Source organism: Natronomonas sp. EA1 (assembly GCF_051195035.1).
Lineage (GTDB): Archaea > Halobacteriota > Halobacteria > Halobacteriales > Haloarculaceae > JBNTJV01.
In genome coordinates this window covers 357,168-379,398 of sequence record NZ_JBNTJV010000001.1, presented here as the reverse complement: position 1 = coordinate 379,398, position 22,231 = coordinate 357,168, and the positions used below count along the sequence as shown (strand labels likewise).

21 protein-coding genes and 2 pseudogenes are annotated in these 22,231 nt (G+C 66.3%); 10 read left to right on the top strand and 13 right to left on the bottom strand.

The genetic code is table 11. The features are described from left to right. Nucleotides 1–5: 5 nt before the first annotated feature. Both ACQUQR_RS02070 and ACQUQR_RS02065 read right to left on the bottom strand, forming a co-directional pair. A pseudogene (locus ACQUQR_RS02070) lies at nucleotides 6–1,697 on the bottom strand (LAGLIDADG family homing endonuclease); the annotation flags it as partial. Next, nucleotides 1,694–3,905: pseudogene (locus ACQUQR_RS02065) on the bottom strand (ATP-binding protein); the annotation flags it as partial. The pseudogenes ACQUQR_RS02070 and ACQUQR_RS02065, both read right to left, overlap by 4 nt. A 268-nt stretch (nucleotides 3,906–4,173) precedes the next feature. Here ACQUQR_RS02065 and ACQUQR_RS02060 point away from each other — a divergent pair. Genes ACQUQR_RS02060 through ACQUQR_RS02050 form a run of 3 tightly spaced genes read left to right on the top strand, consistent with a single transcriptional unit; the run spans nucleotide 4,174 to nucleotide 7,976 of the window. After that, nucleotides 4,174–6,558 carry a DNA topoisomerase VI subunit B gene (locus tag ACQUQR_RS02060; protein WP_435194345.1) on the top strand — a complete coding sequence of 795 codons (2,385 nt, stop codon included), beginning with the start codon at nucleotides 4,174–4,176 and terminating at the stop codon, nucleotides 6,556–6,558. Beyond that, the gene (locus tag ACQUQR_RS02055; protein ID WP_435194344.1) at nucleotides 6,555–7,649 is read left to right on the top strand and encodes a DNA topoisomerase IV subunit A; all 1,095 of its coding nucleotides are present in this window, start codon (nucleotides 6,555–6,557) and stop codon (nucleotides 7,647–7,649) included. Before ACQUQR_RS02060 ends, ACQUQR_RS02055 begins: the two co-directional genes overlap by 4 nt. 48 nt (nucleotides 7,650–7,697) lie before the next feature. Beyond that, a complete protein-coding gene (locus tag ACQUQR_RS02050; RefSeq protein WP_435194343.1) occupies nucleotides 7,698–7,976 on the top strand; it encodes a hypothetical protein in 279 nt (92 codons plus the stop codon). On the opposite strand, the gene ACQUQR_RS02045 is transcribed toward ACQUQR_RS02050, so the two are convergent. Next, nucleotides 7,959–8,654 (bottom strand): MBL fold metallo-hydrolase, encoded by a 696-nt coding sequence (locus tag ACQUQR_RS02045; protein WP_435194342.1) that lies wholly within the window; start codon nucleotides 8,652–8,654, stop codon nucleotides 7,959–7,961. The genes ACQUQR_RS02050 and ACQUQR_RS02045 overlap by 18 nt on opposite strands. Nucleotides 8,655–8,767: 113 nt before the next feature. On the opposite strand from ACQUQR_RS02045, the gene ACQUQR_RS02040 reads away from it, so the two are divergent. Continuing rightward, nucleotides 8,768–9,016: a hypothetical protein gene (locus ACQUQR_RS02040; RefSeq protein ID WP_435194340.1), complete on the top strand. Its 249-nt coding sequence runs from the start codon at nucleotides 8,768–8,770 to the stop codon at nucleotides 9,014–9,016. On the opposite strand, the gene ligA is transcribed toward ACQUQR_RS02040, so the two are convergent. From ligA to ACQUQR_RS02025, 3 genes are all read right to left on the bottom strand, one after another. After that, nucleotides 9,008–10,642, bottom strand: a complete 1,635-nt coding sequence (ligA, locus tag ACQUQR_RS02035) for an ATP-dependent DNA ligase LigA (RefSeq protein WP_435194339.1) — start codon at nucleotides 10,640–10,642, stop codon at nucleotides 9,008–9,010. The two genes, ACQUQR_RS02040 and ligA, sit on opposite strands and share 9 nt — an antisense overlap. A gap of 232 nt (nucleotides 10,643–10,874) precedes the next feature. Beyond that, the gene (gene psmB, locus ACQUQR_RS02030; protein ID WP_435194337.1) at nucleotides 10,875–11,594 is read right to left on the bottom strand and encodes an archaeal proteasome endopeptidase complex subunit beta; all 720 of its coding nucleotides are present in this window, start codon (nucleotides 11,592–11,594) and stop codon (nucleotides 10,875–10,877) included. 84 nt (nucleotides 11,595–11,678) lie between these two features. Next, nucleotides 11,679–11,852, bottom strand: coding sequence for a hypothetical protein (locus tag ACQUQR_RS02025; RefSeq protein ID WP_435194336.1), 174 nt, complete (start codon nucleotides 11,850–11,852; stop codon nucleotides 11,679–11,681). A gap of 316 nt (nucleotides 11,853–12,168) precedes the next feature. Between ACQUQR_RS02025 and ACQUQR_RS02020 the strand changes: the two genes are divergently transcribed. The 3 genes from ACQUQR_RS02020 (at nucleotide 12,169) to ACQUQR_RS02010 (ending at nucleotide 13,636) form a co-directional block, all read left to right on the top strand. Continuing rightward, the gene (locus tag ACQUQR_RS02020; protein ID WP_435194334.1) at nucleotides 12,169–12,522 is read left to right on the top strand and encodes a DUF555 domain-containing protein; all 354 of its coding nucleotides are present in this window, start codon (nucleotides 12,169–12,171) and stop codon (nucleotides 12,520–12,522) included. Nucleotides 12,523–12,581: 59 nt separating this feature from the next. Beyond that, nucleotides 12,582–13,121: a CBS domain-containing protein gene (locus ACQUQR_RS02015; protein WP_435194332.1), complete on the top strand. Its 540-nt coding sequence runs from the start codon at nucleotides 12,582–12,584 to the stop codon at nucleotides 13,119–13,121. Between the two features lie 152 nt (nucleotides 13,122–13,273). After that, nucleotides 13,274–13,636, top strand: coding sequence for a hypothetical protein (locus ACQUQR_RS02010; protein ID WP_435194330.1), 363 nt, complete (start codon nucleotides 13,274–13,276; stop codon nucleotides 13,634–13,636). On the opposite strand, the gene purM is transcribed toward ACQUQR_RS02010, so the two are convergent. From purM to ACQUQR_RS01995, 3 genes are all read right to left on the bottom strand, one after another. Beyond that, nucleotides 13,633–14,604 carry a phosphoribosylformylglycinamidine cyclo-ligase gene (purM, locus tag ACQUQR_RS02005; RefSeq protein ID WP_435194328.1) on the bottom strand — a complete coding sequence of 324 codons (972 nt, stop codon included), beginning with the start codon at nucleotides 14,602–14,604 and terminating at the stop codon, nucleotides 13,633–13,635. The two genes, ACQUQR_RS02010 and purM, sit on opposite strands and share 4 nt — an antisense overlap. Before the next feature lie 110 nt (nucleotides 14,605–14,714). Then, a complete protein-coding gene (locus ACQUQR_RS02000) occupies nucleotides 14,715–15,326 on the bottom strand; it encodes a metalloprotease (RefSeq protein WP_435194326.1) in 612 nt (203 codons plus the stop codon). Further along, nucleotides 15,323–16,801, bottom strand: coding sequence for a TraB/GumN family protein (locus ACQUQR_RS01995; protein WP_435194324.1), 1,479 nt, complete (start codon nucleotides 16,799–16,801; stop codon nucleotides 15,323–15,325). The genes ACQUQR_RS02000 and ACQUQR_RS01995 overlap by 4 nt, the downstream gene beginning before the upstream one ends. Before the next feature lie 123 nt (nucleotides 16,802–16,924). Between ACQUQR_RS01995 and ACQUQR_RS01990 the strand changes: the two genes are divergently transcribed. Continuing rightward, a complete protein-coding gene (locus ACQUQR_RS01990; RefSeq protein WP_435194323.1) occupies nucleotides 16,925–17,398 on the top strand; it encodes an acyl-CoA thioesterase in 474 nt (157 codons plus the stop codon). Nucleotides 17,399–17,400: 2 nt separating this feature from the next. On the opposite strand, the gene ACQUQR_RS01985 is transcribed toward ACQUQR_RS01990, so the two are convergent. Further along, nucleotides 17,401–18,324, bottom strand: coding sequence for a PfkB family carbohydrate kinase (locus ACQUQR_RS01985; protein WP_435194321.1), 924 nt, complete (start codon nucleotides 18,322–18,324; stop codon nucleotides 17,401–17,403). After that, nucleotides 18,324–18,746, bottom strand: coding sequence for a universal stress protein (locus ACQUQR_RS01980; RefSeq protein ID WP_435194319.1), 423 nt, complete (start codon nucleotides 18,744–18,746; stop codon nucleotides 18,324–18,326). Before ACQUQR_RS01980 ends, ACQUQR_RS01985 begins: the two co-directional genes overlap by 1 nt. A 69-nt stretch (nucleotides 18,747–18,815) precedes the next feature. Here ACQUQR_RS01980 and ACQUQR_RS01975 point away from each other — a divergent pair, with 69 nt between their 5' ends. Further along, the gene (locus ACQUQR_RS01975; protein WP_435194318.1) at nucleotides 18,816–19,271 is read left to right on the top strand and encodes a hypothetical protein; all 456 of its coding nucleotides are present in this window, start codon (nucleotides 18,816–18,818) and stop codon (nucleotides 19,269–19,271) included. On the opposite strand, the gene ACQUQR_RS01970 is transcribed toward ACQUQR_RS01975, so the two are convergent. Further along, nucleotides 19,268–20,353: an RNA ligase gene (locus tag ACQUQR_RS01970; protein WP_435194316.1), complete on the bottom strand. Its 1,086-nt coding sequence runs from the start codon at nucleotides 20,351–20,353 to the stop codon at nucleotides 19,268–19,270. The two genes, ACQUQR_RS01975 and ACQUQR_RS01970, sit on opposite strands and share 4 nt — an antisense overlap. A gap of 72 nt (nucleotides 20,354–20,425) precedes the next feature. Between ACQUQR_RS01970 and ACQUQR_RS01965 the strand changes: the two genes are divergently transcribed. Next, nucleotides 20,426–21,079: an RNA ligase partner protein gene (locus ACQUQR_RS01965; RefSeq protein ID WP_435194314.1), complete on the top strand. Its 654-nt coding sequence runs from the start codon at nucleotides 20,426–20,428 to the stop codon at nucleotides 21,077–21,079. A 420-nt stretch (nucleotides 21,080–21,499) separates the two neighbouring features. Here the strand turns inward: ACQUQR_RS01965 and ACQUQR_RS01960 are convergent, their stop codons facing one another. Next, the gene (locus tag ACQUQR_RS01960) at nucleotides 21,500–22,048 is read right to left on the bottom strand and encodes a class I SAM-dependent methyltransferase (RefSeq protein WP_435194313.1); all 549 of its coding nucleotides are present in this window, start codon (nucleotides 22,046–22,048) and stop codon (nucleotides 21,500–21,502) included. Between the last annotated feature and the right edge of the window lie 183 nt (nucleotides 22,049–22,231).

Below are 22,231 nucleotides of genomic sequence, written 5' to 3'. Positions count from 1 at the left end.
TTGTGTGCGCAGAGACCACCCATTCCGGCCACGAAGTTCTCGTCGTCCTCGACCGAGAAGTCGTAGACGTACTCGCTCGTCGGGGTGACCCGTTCGACCGAACGGACGTCGAGGGCGACGAGGTCGTCCGAGATCTCGGTGAACGACCGGTTGGCTGGCGTGTCCCAGCCGCTCTCGACACGTTCGGAAAGCAGCTCACTGTCGAGGTGTGACGCCCACACCTCACGGAGCGATTCGAGGTCCGCACGGGCCGAGACACTCACGGTCTGGCGGTCGTGGACCGTGCTGATCGGACGGCCATCGATCTCGCCGTCCGGGATGGCCTCGGCAGCCGTCACGGACCGGGAGCCGAAGACGCCGTGTGCGGAAAGGAGGTACTGTAGGCCACTGGCGAGGTCACGGGAGGTCGTGGTCCAGCTCACCTTCCGTTCATCGACCGTTCCGTCCCCGAGCAGCCAGCCACGCATGAAGGCCCGCTGGAGATCCGGCGAGACGTTGAACACCAGATCGGGAATCGTCTTCTCGTGAGCCGTCCCGGCATCGAACCCGAACACGTGTTTCCAAACCGTCGCGGCCACCCGATTGACCAGTTTCACCTCGCCGGATCTGTTCTCGTATTCGCTGTGTTTCGCTCGGATACCGAACACGTGCTCGAACGCGTCACGGTACGTCTCGACGAGCGGCTCGTTGTTCGCACCCATCGTCAGCCGGACGCCGTTTCGGGCAGAACACGACCCCTCGGCCGTGTAGAACCCGAACAGGTCCAGTAGCGTCTCGTCCACGTCGACGTACCGGTCGATCGCGTGGTCGGCGTGGTGCTCGGGAGTCAACTCGACCGTTGCGTCCTCGGGAATCAGTTCGAGGTCGGCCGGGTCGAGCTCGGAGATTCGCACGTAGTCCCGCACACGGTTCGTCGGCGCACCCCCGTACTGCTCGTTCCACCGCTGGTCGAGTAACGAGTCCGTCACGGTCACCGAGGACATCACGTCCCCTGCATCCACGGCTTCGCAGTACGCCTCGAAGTTCGAGAGGCTCGGACGACTCTCACCTCGCTCCCACTGTGAGACGGTGATCCGCTGGGCGACGCCGACGGCATCGCAGACATCTGCTTGCGTCATGCCGTTCTCGACTCGCTGTGCGCGCAGATTCGACCGGACGGATTCGGGAACGTCGACGCGGGGGACCGCGTGTTCGGTCCCGGCGTACTCCGCCCTGACCTTCCGCTTGAACAGCTCCTCGATACCGTCACCACGCGCGTAGATCTCGGAATCGAACGCGTCGGCGCGTTCGACCAGCTCTTCGAGCAGGTCGATTCGTTCCGGAGCGGTCCCGTGGTCGGCGAGCGGAATCGAGCGCGGGGCGACGACCTCGTCTCCCGGCTGTATCTCGTCGCCGTAGGCGAGCTCGACCGCACCGTCGCGGTGGACGAAGACGCTGTGTGAGGCAGTCACCTTGAGACTGCGACCGTACGACGTTTCGATCTCGTACAGTGGCTCATCAATCTCGTGGCGGATAACCTGGTCGATGGGTCGGAACTTCGTCGCATGGTCGTCCCGACCGAAACACAGCACTTCGTAGTCATCGTACCCGTCACCGTCGACCTCGATGGCCGCGTCGATGAACTCCCCGATTCGGACGAACCGAACGCGGCCGTCGGGCCCCCGGACGAACCCGTGTTCCTCCCCGTCGACGCTCATCATGATGATCTTCTTGTAGCGGGCGTTCTCGATGTCGAACTCCTCGCCGATGCCCGTGCCGACCGCGGTGATGAGGTTCCTGATCTGCTCGTTCTCGAGGATGCGGTCGAGCCGGTGTTTCTCGACGTTCAGGATCTTCCCGCGCAGAGGTAAGACGGCCTGGAACTCCGGGTTCCGGCCCTGTTTGGCGCTGTTGTGGACGAACACCCCCGCTTCGAGAGCGAAGTTGTGCGTTCCTGGCACCTCCAGATCGTACACGTCTGCAGTCTCGTCGAGGAACTCGACGGACTCGACAGTGTGGTTGTAGCTCTGTACGGCCTCGACTAGTTCCGCCTCGTCCTCGAAGAATTTCTCGATAGTCGTACGCTTGGTCAGGACGTTTGGATCACCATCCTTGCGCCGTCGCTCGTCGTAGTTCTCCAGATGCCCATCCTCTTCGAGGACATCCTTCATGAACGGAATCGTGTTCTCGTAGTACGTTCGGTTGTACGCCTTCATCCGGCTGTCGCGGAACTCCTCCGTCCACTGCTCTTTCGGCTGTCGGACCATCTCGTATCCGTCGATGGTGATACCTGTCTCGGCAGAGTTCGATGTCTTCCGATACAGGGGCATGAGCGATTGCCCACCTTCGAGATCCTGCGCCTCACGGTAGCTCCCGTCTCTGAGCATGAACTCGTGGTCAGGCGTACACGTTATCGTCTCACCGTTGTCGAGCGTGACCTCGACGAGCGGCGCATCTCTCCGAGTGATACGGGGATGTTCGATTCGCTCGATTCCGATACGTCCGTCGTCGGTCACGGTGTAACAGTAATGGGTTTCGCCATTCTCCCACTCCTCGACGAGCTCTTCGAACGTTATCGACCGACCGGACGCGAGTGCGACCGTGGTGTCACCGGTAAAGCATCCTCCCGCCGAATCGCCTTCCACGACGAACAGCTCCGCCTCCTCCGGGTCGCGGGTCTGACAGTCGGCGAGCTTCCCCGGCAGGGAGGTGGACTCCAGTGCCGACTTCCGGCGGGTGAGCTCCTCGGCCTTCTTCGCGGCCATCCGGGCCTTCGCGGCCTGCACGGCCTTCGAGATGATCGCCTCCGCGGTCGAGGGGTTCTCCTCGAGATACGTGGAGAGCCCCTCGTGCATCGCGGATTCGACGATACCCCGCACCTCGGAGTTGCCGAGTTTCGTCTTCGTCTGCCCCTCGAACTGCGGGTCGGGGTGCTTGATGGAGATGACGGCGGTGAGCCCCTCGCGGATGTCCTCCCCTTTCAGGGTGTTGTCGAGGTCCTTCAGCATCCCGTTGGAGGTGGCGTAGTCGTTGATGACGCGGGTGAGGGCGGTCTTGAACCCGGTCATGTGGGTCCCCCCCTCACGGGTGTTGATGTTGTTGGCGAACGCGTGGATGGAGCCCTGGACCCCCTCCGTCGCCTGCATCGCGATCTCGACCTGGATTCCCTGCTCCTCGTCGTCGATGTAGACGATGTCGTCGTGGAGGACGGTCCGGGTCTCGTTCAGGTATTCGACGAACTCCTTGATGCCGCCGTCGTACTGGAAGCTCGCCTCCTCGGTGTCCTCGCCGCGCTCGTCCACGATACGGATGTGGACGCCGGGGTTGAGGAAGGCGAGTTCCCGGAGTCGGGATTCGAGCGTGGAGAAGGTGAACTCCGTCTCCTCGAAGATGTCGCCGTCGGGCCAGAAGGTGATGGTCGTCCCCGTCTCCTCGTCGGGGGCGATCTCGCGGATCTGCTCCATGTCGCCGACGGGCGCGCCGTGGTCGAAGCGGTGGCGGTAGACCCCACCGTCGCGTTTGACCTCAACTTCGAGCTCGGAGGAGAGGGCGTTCACGACGGAGACACCGACCCCGTGGAGGCCACCCGACACCTGATACGACTTGTTGTCGAACTTCCCCCCGGCGTGGAGGACGGTCATGATGACCTCTAACGCGGGTCGGTCGTAGTCGGCGTGGGTGTCGACGGGGATACCGCGCCCGTCGTCGGAGACGGAGACGGACCCGTCGTCGTGAAGCGTCACCTCGATGGTGTCACAGTACCCGGCCAACGCTTCGTCGATGGAGTTGTCGACCACCTCGTAGACGAGATGGTGGAGCCCTCTGGCGTCCGTCGACCCGATGTACATCGCGGGTCGTTTCTGGACGGCCTCCAGACCCTCGAGCACCTGGATCTGGTCGGCTCCGTAGCTACGTTCTTCAGACATCAGTTCTACCGCGACGTATGCCCCTTTCGGGTATAAAACCCTCGCACGCGCGGGCGTGAGCGCGCTCGCGTGGTGAGTCTGTTTAGCCCTGGCAGGCGCGAGCACCCCGGGCCTCCCGTGCGCGCTGTGGCCCCCGACACCGCCGGACCGGGCTTCACCCGCTCGGCGACCGCGTCAGACGCGTGGCGGACGTCTCGCCGTCTCCCAGTTCACTTTCACCGTGGTAGCGAGAGGGTTTTAGGCCCCGGCCAGCAATCACCCCGTACGAATGACGTCGTATCAGTCGCAACTCGGCGAGGGCGAAGGCGTCGCCGAGGAGCTGGCTCAATCGCAACGAGCCATCTCCATCGCCGAGTTCTTCGAGAAGAACAAGCAGATGCTCGGGTTCGACTCGGGCGGGAAGTCGCTCGTCACCGCGGTGAAGGAGGCGGTCGACAACGCGCTCGACGCCACCGAGGAGGCCGGCATCCTCCCGGATATCTACGTCGAGATCGAGGACCTCGGTGACTACTATCGGCTCGTCATCGAGGACAACGGCCCCGGCATCACGAAAGCACAGCTCCCGAAGGTGTTCGGGAAACTGCTGTACGGCTCGCGGTTCCACAAGCGTGAAATGACCCGCGGGCAACAGGGGATCGGGATCTCCGCAGCGGTGCTCTACTCCCAGCTCACCTCCGGGAAGCCCGCGAAGATCACCTCCAAGACGGACGCGTCGAAGCCCGCGCAGTACTTCGAGCTCACCATCGACACGGACACGAACGAGCCCGAGATCGACGTGGAGAAGGAGACGACGTGGGAGCGTCCGCACGGCACCCGCATCGAGCTGGAGATGGAAGCTAACATGCGCGCCCGCCAGCAGCTCCACGACTACATGCAGTACACCGCGGTCGTGAACCCCCACGCCCGCCTGGAGTTCCGCGAGCCGAAACACCACGTCAAATACGAACGGGCGACCGACCAGCTGCCCGCGGAGACGACGGAGATCCGCCCGCACCCCCACGGCGTCGAACTCGGCACCCTCCTGAAGATGCTCAACGCGACGGACTCCTACTCCATCTCGGGGTTCCTCCAGGAGGAGTTCACCCGCGTCGGCCAGAAGACCGCCCGGTCGCTCGTCGACAACTTCCGCGACCTCCACTTCGGCCGCGAACTCGCGTGGCGCCCCCCGCAGGCCCACGCGGACGCCGACGTCGAGGCTGCCCTCCTCGATGCCGTCTCGAACAAGGGAACCGACGCGACGGAGGCGTTCGCGAGCCGCGTCACGAAACGCGTCCACGCACAGGAGCGCGTCGCCCACCACGAACTCGTCGACATCGTCGACGAGGTCGCCGAAGAGATCGAACCGGAGTTCGACCGCACGTTCGGCGACACCGTCCGGGAGAACGCCGTCGCGGCCGCGTGGGGGGAGCTCACCGCCGACCGCGAGGCCGACCTCTATCTCCTCGTGGACGAGGCCACCACGAGCCGGAAGGACGACGCCGTCGTCGAGGCGATGGCCCGACGCATCGCCGCGAAGTTCGCGGACGGCGACCCCCGCGACCGCGTCACCCGCAAGGGGCTACGCGACTACGTGGACCGCGCCGCCGAGATGACGGAGACGCAGGACGACGTCTCCTTCGGCGAGACCGCACGGGAGAACGTCACCGAGACGGTCTGGGCCGCCTCCCGGCGCGTCCCGGACGACCCGCCGAAGGTGAGCGCGGTGGCTGACGACCGCGACACCGCCCGCGCCCTGCTCGACTCGATGCGGATGACGGACATCCTCGCGCCGCCGACGGACTGTCTCGCACCCATCACCGCGGAGCTCATCCGCGCCGGGCTCGAGAAGGAGTACGACGCCGACTTCTACGCCTCCGCGACGCGGAGTGCCGAGGTCCACCGGGGCGACCCGTTCATCGTCGAGGCCGGCATCGCCTACGGCGGCGACCTCAAAGCGGAGGGGAACGTCGAGGTGCTCCGCTTCGCGAACCGCGTTCCCCTGGTGTACCGGCTCGGCGCGTGCTCCACGACCGACGTGATAAAACGCATCAACTGGCGCAACTACGGATTGGACCAGCCCGGTGGGACGGGGATGCCGAACGGCCCCGCCGTCCTGATGGTCCACGTCGCCTCGACGAACGTCCCGTTCACGAGCGAGTCGAAGGACGCCGTGGCGAACGTCCCCGAGATCGAAGACGAGATCGAACTCGCCTTGCGCGAGGCGGCCCGCGAACTCAAGAGCTACCTCTCGAAACAGCGGTCGCTCCAGAAGCGCCGGCGCAAGCAGAACGTCCTCGTGGACATCCTCCCGGAGATGGCACGGAAGCTCTCGGAGGTCACCCACAGGGAGCCGCTCAACATCGAGGACTCGCTTGCTCGCATCATGAACAACGTCCTCGTCGAGCGCACCGTCGAGAACGGGACGGTCACGCTCGCCGTCCGGAACCACGGCGACACCATCGCCTCGCCCGATATCACCGATATCGTGGACGTGGATCCCGGCGACCCCGAGGGGGCCACCGTCGTCGAGATGGACGGCGAGTGGTTCGTGAAGTGGTCGCCGGAGGTGCAGGGCGGCGAGGTCGCCATCCTGGAGTACGACATCGGCACGGAAGCAACGTTCGACATCTCCGTCGAGGGAGTCGAAGCTGAGAAACTCACGGTGAACGCATGAGCCCGAAACTAGAAGAGGAGAAGGCGCGCGAACAGCTCATCGACCTGGCCGCGCAGTTCTACGACCAGTTCGCCGCGGGGGACGTCCCCTCCATGGACATCCCGACGCGGACGAAGAGCAACATCGAGTACGACGAGGAGTCGAAGGTGTGGGTCTACGGGGACCGGAAATCCACCCGCTCCGCGAACTCCGTGCAGGGGGCGAAGAAACTCCTGAAGGCGATCTACACCATCGATTTCCTCGCCACCCAGCTGGAGGAGGACCGGTCGTCGACCCTGCGTGAGCTCTACTACCTCTCGGAGTCGTGGGACCAGGAGCACGCGCAGTTCAACGACCAGGACGAGTCGAACCAGCTCGTGGAGGACCTCGAGATCGTCTCGAAGGTCACTCGCGAGGACTTCCACATGCGCCCGGAGGAGTCCGGGGCGACGCTCATGGGCCCGCTCCACCTCCGCGAGCAGACCCGCCGCGGGGAACGCGAGATCCACTGTCAGGAGGACGTCGGTGAGGGGGGCTATCAGATTCCGAACAACCCCGACACCATCGACTTCCTCGACCACGATGCCGAGTTCATCCTCTGTGTCGAGACCGGTGGGATGCGCGACCGGCTCGTCGAGAACGGCTTCGACACGGACCACAACGCCATCATCGTCCACCTGAAGGGCCAGCCGGCGCGGGCGACCCGCCGTATCACGAAGCGGCTCCACGACGAGCTGGACCTGCCCGTCGTGGTGTTCACCGACGGCGACCCGTGGTCCTACCGCATCTTCGCGTCGGTGGCGTACGGCTCCATCAAATCCGCACACCTCTCGGAGTATCTCGCGACCCCCGACGCGCAGTTCGTGGGCATCCAGCCCCGCGACATCGTGGAGTACGACCTCCCGACGGACCCGCTCGGTGACTCGGACATCAACGCGCTCCAGTCCGAGCTGGACGACCCCCGGTTCAAGGACGACTACTGGACCGAACAGATCGAACTCCAGCTCGACATCGGGAAGAAGGCCGAGCAGCAGGCGCTCGCCTCCCGCGGGCTGGACTTCGTGACGGACACCTACCTCCCCGACCGGCTCGGCGAGATGGGCATCCTCTGATAGCTTCTGAGTACGGACGTTTTTCTCCCCGCTTCACCTACGTCGGGCATGACGTGGGCCTGTGCCGACTGCGACCGCACCTACCACGAGCCACCGTCGGGCAACTGCCCGGCGTGTGACGGCCCGGTGATTCCCGCAGGAACCGATTCGGGCGCATCCCCGCTCGACCGCCTGCTCGCACGAGCCCGCGCGAACCTCCTCGGACAGAGCGACCACCCGCTCGCCGACGACAGCCCCCGGATCAGGCTGCTGTTTCGCGTCCTGCTCGCGCTCGTGTTCCTCCTCGTCGGCTACGCGTTCGGCGAACTCCTACTCGCGCTCGTCTAACACCACGGGAACGCCCCGTTTCGCCACGTCGGCCGCGAAGGCCCCGGAGTCCGTCTCGATGGCCTCGAACGTGTCGTAGTGAATGGGGAGCACGAGATCGGGGTCCATCGCCTCGGCGAGGGCGGCGGCCTCGTGACGGTCCATCGTGTACGCCCCCCCAATCGGCGGACAGAACAGCGAGACGTCCAGGTGTTCGTGCCCGTCGAGCACGTCCGTATCGCCCGGCCAGAAGACGGTCACGTCGTCGACGGTGACGAGGAACCCACAGCCGAGCCCCTTCGGGTGGATGGGGTCGCCGTTCTGTCGCACACGGGGGCCGTCCGGCTCGTTGTACGCGTTCACGGTGCGGACGATGACATCGCCAACGAGGATATCGGACTCCGTATCCACGGTCCGGACCGCGTACGGCAGATCCGCCGGTCGATCCACGTCCCGGTCGATGCGGTGGGTGTTGATTCCCTCGAACAGGACGACGGTGGCGTCCGGCTTCGCGACTCGGCGGATACCCTCGGTGTCGTAGTGATGGTCGTGGGTCACACAGACGACGTCGCCATCCTTCGGCTCGTGTCCATCGAGAACGCCGTAGCGCCCCGGGTCGAAATACACCGTTTCCGACCCCTCGATGCGAAGCGTCGCGTAGCCGAGCCAGCTCACCCGGAGGCCGTCGTGTCGAATCATACCCGACGTTCGCCACTCGGGTAGTAAACACGTTCGACCGGTCGCGTTTTCACGCTCAGATAACGCGCGCCCCCATTTATACGAGCTGATAGCATACGTTCGACTACGACGCTATGGCATCCGACGAAGAACTCTCGAAACACATCCAAGCGTACGAACGGGGGGACGAGCCCGACGCCACCGAGCTTCGGGCGCGGGTCCGGCAACTGGAGTCGGCGACGCGGGACGCCAACGCCGCACTCGCGGAGCGCATCGAACGCCGTGAGCGCGACGGGGTGACCCACGACGATCTCATCGGGGTGCTCGAACGGCTCGATGCCATCGAGAGCCGCCTCGACGACCTCGAAGCCGAGCTACCGTAGCCGCTCGATTCGCTCCAGCGTGTCGGCGTCGGCGGCAGATTTCTCCTCGCGGACCTCGACGAACCGGGGGAACCGGAGCGCGTACCCCGAGGAGTAGGTGGGCGACTGCTGTATCTCCTCGTAGCCCACCTCGAAGACGACTTCCGGCCGGATATCGACCGTCTGGCCCTCCTGCCGCACGATATGCGGGTCCAGCAACTCCGTCAGCTCGGCGAGCCGCTCGTCCGTGATTCCGGTCGCGACCTTGCCGATGGTCTCGTACCCGTCGTCGGTGCGGGCAGCCAGCAGGAACGTCCCGAGGAAGCTCGCACGGCGCCCCTCACCCCACTCCGCGCCCGTGACGACGAGGTCGAGCGTCTCCACGTCCGGCTTCCGCTTGAGCCAGTGTTTCCCGCGGTTACCGGGGGTGTAGCGGCTCGACGGGTCCTTCAGCATGATTCCCTCGTGGCCCGCATCGAGCGCCGCTTGCTCGAACGCCTCGATCTCGTCGGGGTCGTCGGAGACGAGACGTTCGGAGCGCCCGACGTCGAGCAGGTCGTCCAGCCTCGCATGCCGCTCGTCGAGCGGGGCCGAGAGGAGGTCCTCACCGTCGACGTGGAGGCAGTCGAACGCCCGCAACTCGACGGTGACCTCCTCCCGTGCGCGACCGATATCGTGTTTCCGGCGGAAGCGCTTGAGGATCTCCTGAAACGGGAGCGGGTCCCCCGCGTCGTCGACGGCCACGACCTCACCGTCGAGGATGGCCGGGACGTCGAGCTCCGCTTCGACGAACTCCACGACCTCAGGGAGCGCGTCCGTCACGTCCTCCATGTTCCGGGAGTAGAGCCGGACTGCCTCGCTCGCGTGGACCTGCACGCGGGCACCGTCGTACTTCGTCTCGACGACCGCCGCCTCCCACGAATCGAGCGCGTCGGTGACCGTGCCGGCCTGCGCGAGCATCGCCTGCACCGGGCGACCGACTTCGAGGTGGATTCGTTCGAGGCCGGCTTCCCCCTCGTCGCGGGCCGTCTCGGCGACGAGACCGTAGTCGTTCGACACCTGGAGCGCACGTTCCGTCTCCTCGATGGGCACCGCGAACGCCTCTGCGATGGCGTCGCGGACGGTGCCCTCGCCGACACCGATGCGCATCTCCGCGAGCACGAGTCTGGCGAGGTACTTCGCTTCGTCGGCAGCACAGCGATTGAACAGCCCGAACAGTGTCTGCAGTTTAGTCTCCTCGCTGCCCGCGCCCTCGGCGGCCGCGAGGCTCCGGAGCTCGGTATCGACCTCGGCGACGGTCAGCTTGTCGCGGCCGCCGGTGAACGCGGAGAGCCCCTGCTGGCCGCCGAAGTCGTAGCTCGCGGCGACGGCCCCGATCTCACCCCGATCGGCAAGCCGGTCCTCCACATCGGCGGCTGTGACGTTCTGGCCGGCGGCGCGAGCGATGGCCTCATAACAGAGTGCCGGCCCGATATCGAGTTTGGTCGAGTCGTGGGCGGGGAACACCCGTCCCTGGACGAACCGCGCGACGACGGGCAGGTCGTCGCCACTCTCGGCGAACAACTCGGCGACGAGCGCGACGGTCTCGAGGTCGGCAGGCTCGGCCTCGATAGCCGACGCGTGGGCGGCGAACGCGGCGAACTCCATACCCGACGCTGGGGGAGTCGGAGATTAAATCGCCCGACTCGTAGGCGTTCCCTGTCGATAGCGAACAGGCGACCCGTGGCGAAACGCGGGCGAGCGGGTCACACTCCCGCCTCGACTCGGCCCGCGGTGATTCGTCAGATACCGGTGCTGGCCGCGTTTTCGTTCAAAAGGATTCGCCCGCGTCGATAGCCGCGTCGCTGGAGGCTGTGAGAAACCGAAAGGGAGAGTCGCCTTACAGGACCTCGTCGAAGTCCTTGTGACCGACGATGTCGACACCGTCGGTGGTGATTTCACAGAGGAAGACGCCGTTACCGGAGCCCGTGTCGCGCTCGACGGCGGACTTGATGCCGCGGGCGGCGACGGTCTTCGCCTCCTCGTTCGAGAGGTCGTCGGTGAACTCCTGTTCTAAGACACCGTAGGCGAGCTGCATCCCGGAGCCGGTGACGGTGTAGTCGTCGCGCATGACGCCGCCGGCGGGGTCGAGCGAGAAGACGTGGCTTCCTTCCTCGTCGACGCCGCCGAGGATGGGCGAGACGTAGAAGAACGGGCCGCCACGCAGGAAGTTCCCGCAGAGCGTGGAGAGCGCCTCCATGCTCATCTGTTCGCCGCGGCGGGCCTCGTAGAGGTTGGCCTCGACGCGGACGTTTCGCATGAACGACTGGGCGCCACCGACGGAGCCGGCCATCGTCAGCGCGGCCGTCGGGTGGACCTGTTCGACCTTCTGGACGTCCTTGTTGGATACGAACCGGCCGCCGAGCGAGGCGCGCATATCCGTCGCCATCACGACCCCCTCGTTCGTGGTGATACCGATGGTGGTCGTTCCCGTCTTGTTGACGTTGTCGAGTTCGTCGGCGGAGAGGGGTGACTCGGGGAGCGACCCGACCTCCGGCTCGTAGGCGTTGAACTCCGGCTCCAGTCGGTCGAGATTCCGGGAGAACTCGTCGTTTCGCATTGGGCGACCCTACTGGCCCGGCGCTGATAAAACCAACCCTTCGGGCGCTCCGCGTGGTGGCGTATCCGAGCGTCGGCAGTCGGGTTACTGGGCGTTCGCCGCCTCGTAGGCGGCCCCGACGCGAGCGATGACGCGGTCGAGTGGGAGGGGGAGCCCGGCCTTCCGGGCGAGGAGCGCGATCGGCAGCAGCAGGACGCCGAGGGCGATGGTCGTCTGGTACGTGGCGAACAGCGTGGCGCGGTACAGCGGGGATGTCATGCCGTTGTGCGCTCGAAGCCGGTAGGTGTACATAACTCCATCGCTCGGTTCGGCGACTGTGGGTCCGTAACACAGCCGCCACGTCGTGCGGTTCCACCCTGGTTGCACTGGGGACAACCACACCGGAGTTCCGCCGGAGCCACCGGGAAGCGAGCGCGACGTGATTCGGAGGATTCCCATAAGTTATAGCGATGATTCGAGTGACGTGCGCGGTGACCGAATCCTGGCCGCGAGCCCAGAGCACGGTCCGCGCTCGCACGGGACGGGCTCGCTCGAAACCACAAGACAATAACCCCCGGAAACCCCTGTTCTGGGTATGTCAGATTACGTCGTGGCGATGGAAGCCGCCTGGTTGGTTCGTGACGTCGAGGAAGTGGACGACGCCATCGGCGTCGCCGTCAGCGAAGCCGGGAAGCGCCTGAATCAGAAGGACATGGACTACGTCGAGGTCGGCGTGGGTGCGACCCACTGTCCCGCCTGTGCCGAGCCGTTCGACTCCGTCTTCGTGGCCGCCGACACCGCGCTCGTCGGCCTCCAGATGGAGATGAAGGTTTTCAACGTCGAGTCCGACCAGCACGCCCGCCGCGTCGCCAAGAAGGAGATCGGCGGTGCCCTGCGCGACGTGCCCCTGAAGGTCATCGATAGCGCCGAAATAAACGTCGAGGAATAACCCCGAGACATTTTCGACGGGGTGGAAACCCTTTTCAATTACCCCGAGTAATTACGGGTATGGACCTACCCACGCCCGCGGACCTCCGCGAGAAGCGCCACCAGCTCGGGCTCACGCAGAGCGAGCTGGCCGACCGCGCCGATGTCTCCCAGCCCCTCATTGCCCGCATCGAGGGCGGTGACGTGGACCCGCGGCTCTCCACCCTCCGCCGCATCGTGAACGCCCTGCAGGAGGCCGAGGGGAACGTCCTCCGCGCGCGCGATCTGATGCACGACGAGATTATCGCCGTCGCGCCGGACGACGCCGTCAAGGACGCCGTCCGCCGGATGAACAAGGAGGCCTACTCACAGCTTCCCGTGCTGGAACACGGCCGCCCCGTGGGCTCTATCAGCCAGTCCGATCTGGTAGGCGTCGAGGAGGACGCCCGCGACAAGCCCGTCTCGGAGTTCATGGCCGAGTCGTTCCCCACCGTCTCGGCCAACGCGAACATCGACGAGGTCCGGCATCTCCTCGAATACTACAAAGCAGTGATGGTCACCGAAGGCGGCGACGCGGTCGGCATCATCACGGAGGCCGATGTGGCGTCGCGGCTCGGGTAACCGAAATGAGCCGGGGCGACCCGCGAGGCGTAGATACTCCCTCCTTCTGGAGATGGGTAGCAATCGGCTGGAGCGTACCGGTCTCGGTAGCCGTGCTGTGTCTCATCGGAATCAACACGGCGATTTGGGCGATGAGACAAACGACAGAAGCAATGGGATACGAGGCAGGACTAGCAGTCGTGACTGCCTCATTGATTGTTATTTCCGCCCGGTTCTGGAAGAGCTCGTACCAACGGATGCGACAGGAGAAAGGGAAGCTGGCAGTCGCTGCGCCTGCACTCGCCCTGCTCGCGTACATGTGTACGAATTACCTGCTTTTGGCTGCCGTGATCGAAACGAGGCTTCTGACACAGTATCTCGGTGGTGTGATTGTCGGGATTCCCGCTGTCGATGCAGTTCCGGGTGGAGGACCCGCGGATGCTGCAATCAGAACGGTACAAGTGACAACCTACGTGACAGTCGTTGCAGAGCTACTCCACAGAGGTCTCTCGGCTGTGGCTGAGTATCAGAATTAGAGCGACAGCCCGCGAACCTCGACCGAATCGCCCTCTGCGACGCGGCCGATGATCTTCCCGTCCGTCTCCGCGACCAGTTTCTCGGCATCCTCCTCGGAGACGGCCGCGACGAACCCCGTCCCCATGTTGAACGTCCGGTGCATCTCTTCTTTCGAAACGTTCCCCTCCTCCTGCACGAACTCGAAGACGGGCTGGACCGGGTGCGGGTCCTCTATTTCGTACCGAAACTCGCCCATCCGCGAGAGGTTCGTCCACCCGCCTCCGGTAACGTGGGCCGCGGCATGCGTCTCGACTGCGTGGAGCGCGTCGAGGAGGTAGGTGTAGATGCGCGTCGGCTCCAAGAGGGCCTCCCCCACGGTGTCGTACCCCTCCTTCGGGTAGGCGTCGGTGTAGTCGTGGTTCCGGGTCGCGGCCTCGCGGGCGAGCGTGAGGCCGTTGGAGTGGATGCCCGAGGAAGCCCAGCCGACGAGCACGTCGCCTTCCTCGGCTTCGCCGTCGAACACCTCGTCTTTCCCGGCGAGCCCCGCGCAGGTGCCCGCGAGGTCCAGTCCGTTGATGACGTCGGGCATCACGGCCGTCTCGCCGCCGACGAGGGCGATGTTCGCTTCCTCGGCCCCAGCCTTGAGCCCCTCGCCGACCTGCTCGGCCTCGGCGTCGTCCGGCACCTCGACGGCGAGGTAGTCGACGAACGCGACGGGCCGAACCCCCGCGGCCACGAGGTCGTTCACGTTCATCGCGATGCAGTCGATGCCGATGGTGGAGTAGTCGGAGAGGGCCTCGGCGACGAGGAGTTTCGTCCCCACGCCGTCCGTGGCGAGGGCGAGATAGCGGTCTCCGATGTCGAGCAACCCGGCGTAGTCCCCCTCGAACTCGCCGGCCGCGCCGATGAGCGCCGCGGTGGCCGCCTCGCTCGCTTCGATGTCGACGCCAGCGTCGGAGTAGGTGAGCCCCTCCTCGTCCTCGGTCATGGTGGAAGGCGCGGGACACGCCCGCAAAAGAATGCCGGTTCCGCTGGGAAATCTATGCGCGTTCGTGTATCGTCGTGGGTTCGAGAGACGAGAAAGGTACAGAGTGGTGTTCAGACCGGGAAGCCGACGAAGAGGATGGCGTAGGCCGCGAGCCCGACACAGCCCACGAACACGGGGACGAACACCGCGGTGCTCCAGCGTCGCACTTTCTTCCCGTCGAGGGGGCCGAACGGGAGCATGTTGAACGCGGCGAGCGCGGCGTTGACGGTGACGCCCAGCTGCCCCGCCGCGCCGATGGTCCCACCGACGAACGTGAACGGGAAGAACACGCCGACGAGCGCGACGTTCGTCAGCGGGCCGGCGACGGCGATGAGGCCGTTCTCCCGCTCGGTGATGCGCCCCGAGTGGTAGACCGCGCCGGGGGCGGCGAAGAGGAAGCCCGCGAGCGCCGCCCCGATGGCGAGCGCGAGCATCGTGTAGTCGGCCCGGAACGCGGCCACCTGCCCGAACTGGACGGCGACGACCTTGTGTGCCAGTTCGTGGAGGAGGAACCCCACCCCCACGGTGAGCATCGAGAGGACGAAGATGCGTCCAAGTACGTCGATGAGGCCCGCGGAGGGAGGCAGGAGGAACCGACTCGGGACCACGAACAGCGTGAACGCGACTCCGAGGGCGACCCACGCGATGAGCAGGTCGCGAACCTCGCCGTCGTGGAACCTCACAGCAGCCCACCCGTGAGGATATCGATGCTGTTCTGGGCCCCCTGGAGCATCAGCCGCGCGATCTCGTCGACGCCACCGACCTCCGCGAACAAAAGCGGGATGAGCACCGTGGCGAAGACGACGCTCCCGACGAAGCTTCCGACGTTGGTCAGCGCGACGACGACGATGAGTTTGAACAGGGGCACCGAAAGCAGGTCACGCGCGAGGTCCGGAATCGGCCGCTCCTCGTCCGCGATGAGCTCGTTCAGCGTCGAGATGTCCGAGACGTTCACGTTGATGTATCTGAGTTCGACGTAGCCAGCGAACCAGCCCGGTGCGAGCAGGGGGTTCACGGACGTGAGCCACGCGACGGCCCCACCGACTCCCGCGGAGGTCCAGTGGGCCCCCGCGATTTTGGCGAGCGCGAACGTGAACATGGCGTTGACGATGAACCACGCGGCGAACAGCCGGAAGAGGAAGGCGTTGCTCACGCCGGCCATCGCGACGAGCGCGAAGAAGACGAGGAATCCCAGCGTAAAGAGATAGCCGAACGCCTTGTACACCGAAAATCTGGACGACTGCTGGCCCACGAGCGACGCCATCGGCGGCAGCGTCTCGGGGTTCGCGAGGTAGCGTTCGATCCCCTCGCGGTGCCCTGCCCCGACGATGGCGACGACGTCCTTCCCCGCTCTCCGGAGACCCACGAGCTGGTGGGCGATGTAGGCGTCCCGCTCGTCGATGAGTGCCTCGGCCCCACCGGGGGAGAACTGCCGGAACTCCGCCATCATCATGCTCACCACGTCGGTGTCCGTCAGATCGGACGGGTCGAACTCCGAGAGGTCCTCCTCGGGGACGCTGGCCGCGAGCGCCAGCGCCAGCGGTACCCCGATGAGGAGGCCGATGCCGAGCGCGATGAGAAGGAAGTCGGCGACGGCGACGACGAGCCCCGGCGCGAGTGCCGCGGGGACGATGAGCGGTCCGGCGAGCGCCTCCGCGAGCACGCCCACGAACAGCCCGATGGAGAGCCCCACGGCGAGCCCGATGCTCCGGGGGTCGGTCACCCCGAGCGCGAGCGAGCCGATCAGTTTCAGTTTCTCCAGCGCCGAGAGCCGCGCCCAGAACCGCTGGATGGTGATCTGGATGTCCCGGTCGACGAGCGCCACGTCGATGTCGTGGGCCTCCGCGCTCTCGATGGCGGCGAGCATCTCCGCGCCGGGCGTGATGTCGAACTGCTCGCCCATCCGCGCCTGTACGTACGAGAGCATCCAGTACGCGAGGAACTGGAAGACGGTGTTCCCCTGCAGGAGGTCCGACGCGTCGAGGTCGTCGGGCGTCTCCCCTTTGAGCTGGCGATAGCGCCCTTCGTCGAGTTCGACGGCGACCACGTCCGGCTTTTCGGCTTCGATGACCGACTCCACCTCGTCGACGGAGTCGGCGGACACGTGGGCGGTCCCGACGACCCGGACCGACCCTTCGTGTGCGACCTGTTCTGCCATTGGGCTCCCTTCCAACGGACGCCGTTTACGGCTTTCGCCCTCGTTTTCGCTCGTGGACAGGTCGGTTCCGAGACCCCTCCCCGAGACCACAAACCCCTTCGCCGACCCGCATCGACTGGGAGTATGGAGTCGACGCTCGCCGATTCGCACACGCAGATGACCGAGATGCTGCTGCCGAACGACACGAACAACCTCGGGCGCGCGCTCGGGGGCGCGGTCCTCCACTGGATGGACATCGCCGGCGCCATCGCCGCGATGCGGTTTTCGGGCCGGCAGTGCGTCACCGCCTCGATGGACCACGTGGATTTCGTCGCCCCCATCGACCTCGGGGAGGTGGCGCTCATCAACGCCTACGTCTACAACGTCGGCCGCACCTCCGTCGACGTCCGCGTCACCGTCGAGGCGGAGGACCCCCGCACCGGCGACCAGCACGAGACCACCACGTCCTTCTTCACCTTCGTCGCGCTCGACGACGACGGGAAGCCCACCCAGGTCCCCGACCTGACGACCCCGACCGAGGAGGAGCAGGCGCTTCGTGAGCGCGCCATCGAGAAACAGCGGGAACAGCTGGAGCAGGTCGTCGACCGGCTCGACTGAGGCTATCTGAACGACCGGAGCTCCTCCGGAGTCCCCATCCCAGCCCGCTCGACGTGGTAGCTGGCACACCGGTTCCCGAGCGCCAGCGCCCGCTCCAGCTCCCACCCCGTCCCGAGCGCGAGCGCGAGGCCGGCGGAGAAGCAGTCCCCGGCCCCCGTGCGCTCGCTGATCTCGCGGGCGTCGAAGTTCTCGACGGCCGTCCGCTCCCCGTGGAAGGCGACCGCCTCGTCCGTCTCGTGGACGACGACGGCCCGCACCCCGAGCGTCTCGCGCAGCGACGCCACCGAGGTGTCGAGCGCGTCCGCGAGCGCCGAGAGCTCCCCGCGATTCGCGCTGATGACCGTCCGGTCCGAGACCACAGACGCGAGCCGCGCCGCGCGGTCCGAGCCGATTCCGGTTATCGGGCCGGGGTCGAGCACGCACGGCGCCGACCCGGGGAGAGCCGCCAGCACGTCGGCGACCCCCGGCACCGACACGAAGTTCGTCACCACCCACACGTCGGGCGCCCGGTCGAACGCGCCGACCTCGGCCAGCCGCTCGGCGTCACACCGTCTGAGGTCCTCCGACTCCGTCGCGAGCATCACGTCCCCCGCCTCGAACTCACAGACCGTCACCTGCGCGGGGTCGCCGAGGGTGACCGTCTCGAACGGGAGGCCGGGATCGACGTGCCCGAACAGCGTCGTCTCGGCACCGAGCGCGTGGCTCTGGCGGGCGACGTTGACCGCCTGTCCCCCCACACCGGTCCACTGCTCGACGAACCGGAAGGAGCGCTCCCCGGCCGCGATCCGCTCGCCGAACGTCTCGCGGTCCGTGAGCCGGGTCTCCGAGTCGTGGACGTGGACGTGTCTGTCGACGCTGCCGTCGGGAAGCGCACACACCGTCGTGCCCGCGAGCGTGTCGAGCGATTCCGCTACAGCCCCGTCCATCACCGCACGACGAGGACGGGACAGCCCGCCCGCCGGACGACGGCCTCCGCGACGCTCCCGAGGAGCACCCGGGAGACGCCCGACCGGCCGTGGCTCCCCATCACGATGAGGTCGATGCCGGCCTCGTCCGCGTAGTTGACGATGGTCCGTGCGGGCGGCCCCATCTCGATAGCGGTTTCGACCTCCCGGTCGAGGTCGCTCGTGAGCTCGTCGAACAGCTCCACCGCGCGCTCCTCGGCCGTGTCGTACCACTTCTCGTAGTAGGCCACCACGTCGGGGCCTGGGGGTGCGCCCACCCCCGCGTCGACGAGGTCCACGACGTGAAGCAGGTGGATCGTCGCCTCGGGGTACTGTTCGACCGCGTGGTCGAGCGCACTACGCGCGAGCTCGCTGTCGTCGACCGGCACCAGTACGTGGTCCATACCCCGGGGAACGGTCGCCTCCGTGAAAAGACCAGCCGCCTTTTTGCCGTCCGACAGCCAAACACGGGTATGGGATTAGCGGTCGAACCACCGGCACCACCGACCCTCGAGGTCGACCAGTCCGTCGACCAGTACGACGACGTCGACGTGATGGGCGACGAGTACCGCCGCCAGGAGCTCCAGGCGTACCTCGACGAGGGGGCGTGGGACCGGGCGTTCAACGAGTGGGCCGAACACACCGACCTCACGCCCGAGGAGTTCGCCATCGCCCACGATTTAGAGATGTTCGACATGTTCGATTTCTTCTGGGACGACTTCGCCGACCGCGTGGGGTATCACGCCCCCGGCATCCCCGAGGACTGGCGCGAACGCGAACTCCACCCGGAACTGGAGTCGTGGTCCACCGTCTCGGCTATCAACGCCGCGCTCGCGGAGCTGGGCCAGACCGTCTCCGAGACGCTGAAATCGGAGTACATCGAGTGGGAGTCCGCGTTCGAAGCGCCCGACGACCTCCCCGAGTTCTAATCGGTGACCGTTCCCCCGTCGAGGTAGTACCGACACTTGTCCATCGTCGAGTGGGAGAGCTTGCGGAAGGTGAGCGCCCCCTCGCTGCGGGACTCCACGGCCACGTCGAGCCCCTGTGCCTCCAGATGGTCGAGCAGCGCCCGGAGCTCCGCGTCGGTCCCCCGCACCGTGTGTCGTTCCCCGACCGGGTCACCCCGCTGGACCGCCCGGATGGCCTCGACGGTGGGGCAGAGGATCGACTCGCCGAGCCCGTGGGCGCGCTCCCGGAGCGCCTCCCCGTCTTCCCCCTCCTCGACCGCCTGGAAGGCCTCGCGGATCACCCGCCGGAAGATGAAATCCCGGCCGCACTCGAACGGGAGCGAGAAGGCGTACCGGAGGTCACCCTGGTTCGCGTAGGAGGTGGTGTACTTGAGCATCGTCTCCCCGTCGGCCGACTTGGCGACGACACCCTCGCGACCCCGGTCGTGGAGGTCGGCGATGAGCGCACGGACCTCCGTCCCCGCGTCGGGGGCGTCGAAGACGCCGAGCAGGGGGACCTGCGGGAGGCCGTACTCGTCGAGTCGGTCGCGGCGGTCCTCGACGGGGAGCGGGGTGCCGGTGCGGCGGTCCCGCACGTCGAACGCGCGAAACGCCATCGAGTCCACGTCCGGGTAGGCGTGGTCGGTGTACGGCGCCTCGTGGCCCACGACCTCGCCACAGAGGATGGCGTCGGGGTGGGCCTCGAAGAAGTCGTCGAGCGAGAGGGTCCGGGCGAGCCGGGAGGTCGTGTACGGACAGACGCGCCCGGAACGCGTGAGCGCGAGCGGGTCGTCGAACCCCGCCACCCGAACAAGCCGGACGTTGTAGCCGTTCAGCTTCTCCTCGACCCAGACGCGCCCGTCGAAGGTCTGTGGGAACGCCGTCTCCGCGACGAGCGCGCGCGGCACTTTCGGGAAGCCGATGGCCGGCCCGTCGGCGAAGTACGACGTGCCCCGGGGGATCCCGCTTCGCGCCTTGGGGAGGTACCGGTACTTCCTCCCACGGTAGTACGACCCCGTCAGGTGCGATTCGATCGACTCCGGGGGCGAACGCGAGAGCTCCATACCCCGAAAGACGGGCTCCGGGGCGATAAGTCCCGCCCGAGAGTTGATACGTCCTCCCGAAGTAGCTCAGGTATGACGTATCCCCTCAAACAACGCTTCGTCCTCGACACCTCCGTGTTCATCACCGACGAGATCCGGAAGGACGACGAGGGGGTCGAGGAGGCCGTCTCGCGGCTGCTCGATCTCATCGCGGCCGCGCGGCTCGAGCTCAACATCTCCTGTTACTACCCACCGTCCATCTACGAGGAGCTGCTGGGGATGCTCGCCCGCCGCGACGTGAGCGGGGAGACCCGTGCGCGGCTCAACACCTGGGTCATCAAAAAGAACCCCGCCCGCTACGAGGTGATGATCCCCGCGGAGATCGTCTACGAGTTTATCGAGGAGATGTCACAGCGGGTCAACCGCGGGCTCCGGGTCTCGGAGAAGGCCGTCCGGAAGGCCGAGAAACGCCAGGGGGAGGAGAACGGCCACCCCGAGATGTCGGAGGTGGACCGGGTCATCTCGGATCTGCGCGACGAGTACCGCCAGACGCTCCGGCAGGGCGTGCTCGACTCCCGGGAGGACTTCGACCTGCTCATCCTCGCGCGCGAGCTGGACGCGGGCGTCGTCACGGAGGACCAGGGGATCATCAACTGGGCCGAAGCGTTCGGGCTCCGGTATCTGAAAGGTCGTGATTTCCCGCGGCTCTTAGAGGAGTATCTCGCGGCGGTCGAGACACGGAAGTAGGTACTGAAAGCGCGGAGACGGGAGAAGCGGGCGGGCCACGATTGGAGCCCGGACGGGAAACGTTTTCCACGACCCGTACGGCACTTCCCGAGTCGTCCGCTGTGTTACGAACGTTTGTGGATTCCCGAACGTCACTCACGCGACGTCCGGTACTTTGCCTTCGTACCGTCCCAGCCGGCTGGGTCGGTTGTGGGTCGTTGCGGTCTTCCTTCGAGGCGTGTGACTTCGCCACCCTGTTACAGGTGTTTCAGTTGCCACCCCTAACCACCACGTTCCTCTGGGGTCCGTCTTCAGCGACCTTGCGGTCCCTGAATCCGTGTCTCCCACGGTTCGTGGCTGGTCGTCCGGTGTGCCCTCGTGGCTCGCCGGTATCCATGGGTAGGAGTGACATGGTAATGAAGTTGTCGGGAAGGTTCGTCCCTATTCTGCGCTGGCGACGAGGAGCCACGTCTCGCGGCGTTCTTCCATCCGGTCGACCGTGAACCCCGCCGCTGTGAGGGCCTCGGTCGCTTCCGCCGCGGTGTACCGCTCCGTCGTCGGTGGCCCGGCTTCCCCCGGGCCGTCGGCCGACCAGTCCGCGAGTACCACGGGCGCACCGGGCGGGCAGACGCGCGCGAGCTCCGAGAGGGCTGCAGGCGTGGCGAACTCGTGGTAGGTCATCGTGGAGACCACGCCATCGACGCTTCCCGAACGAAGGGGGAGGTGGTCGGCGACGGCGGTGAGGAGGTGGACGTTCTCCGGCACGCCCGTCTCCCGGAAGTGGCCGTGCATCGCGGGTTCGAGGTCCAGCGCCAGCAGCTCCTCGACCGCGGGCGCGAGCCGCGACGAGTAGAAGCCCGTCCCACTCCCGAGATCGAGCACGCGGCCGCCCTCGAGCGCGCCGAGCAGCTCCTCGACGGAGACGTACTGGAACCTGGTCGGGTCGTCGAGTTTCGACGCCCGGGCGGGGTCGAACGTGTGGAAGCCCATACCCGAGACAGAGCGGGCTGCCTCTTGGCCCTACCCCTGTCGGCGCGCTACTCCCCTCGCTCGTACGTCGCCGTCAGCTGTCGGCGCGCTACTCCCCTCGCTCGTACGTCGCCGTCAGCTGTCGGCGCGCTACTCCCCTCGCTCGTACGTCGCCGTCAGCTGTCGGCGCGCTACTCCCCTCGC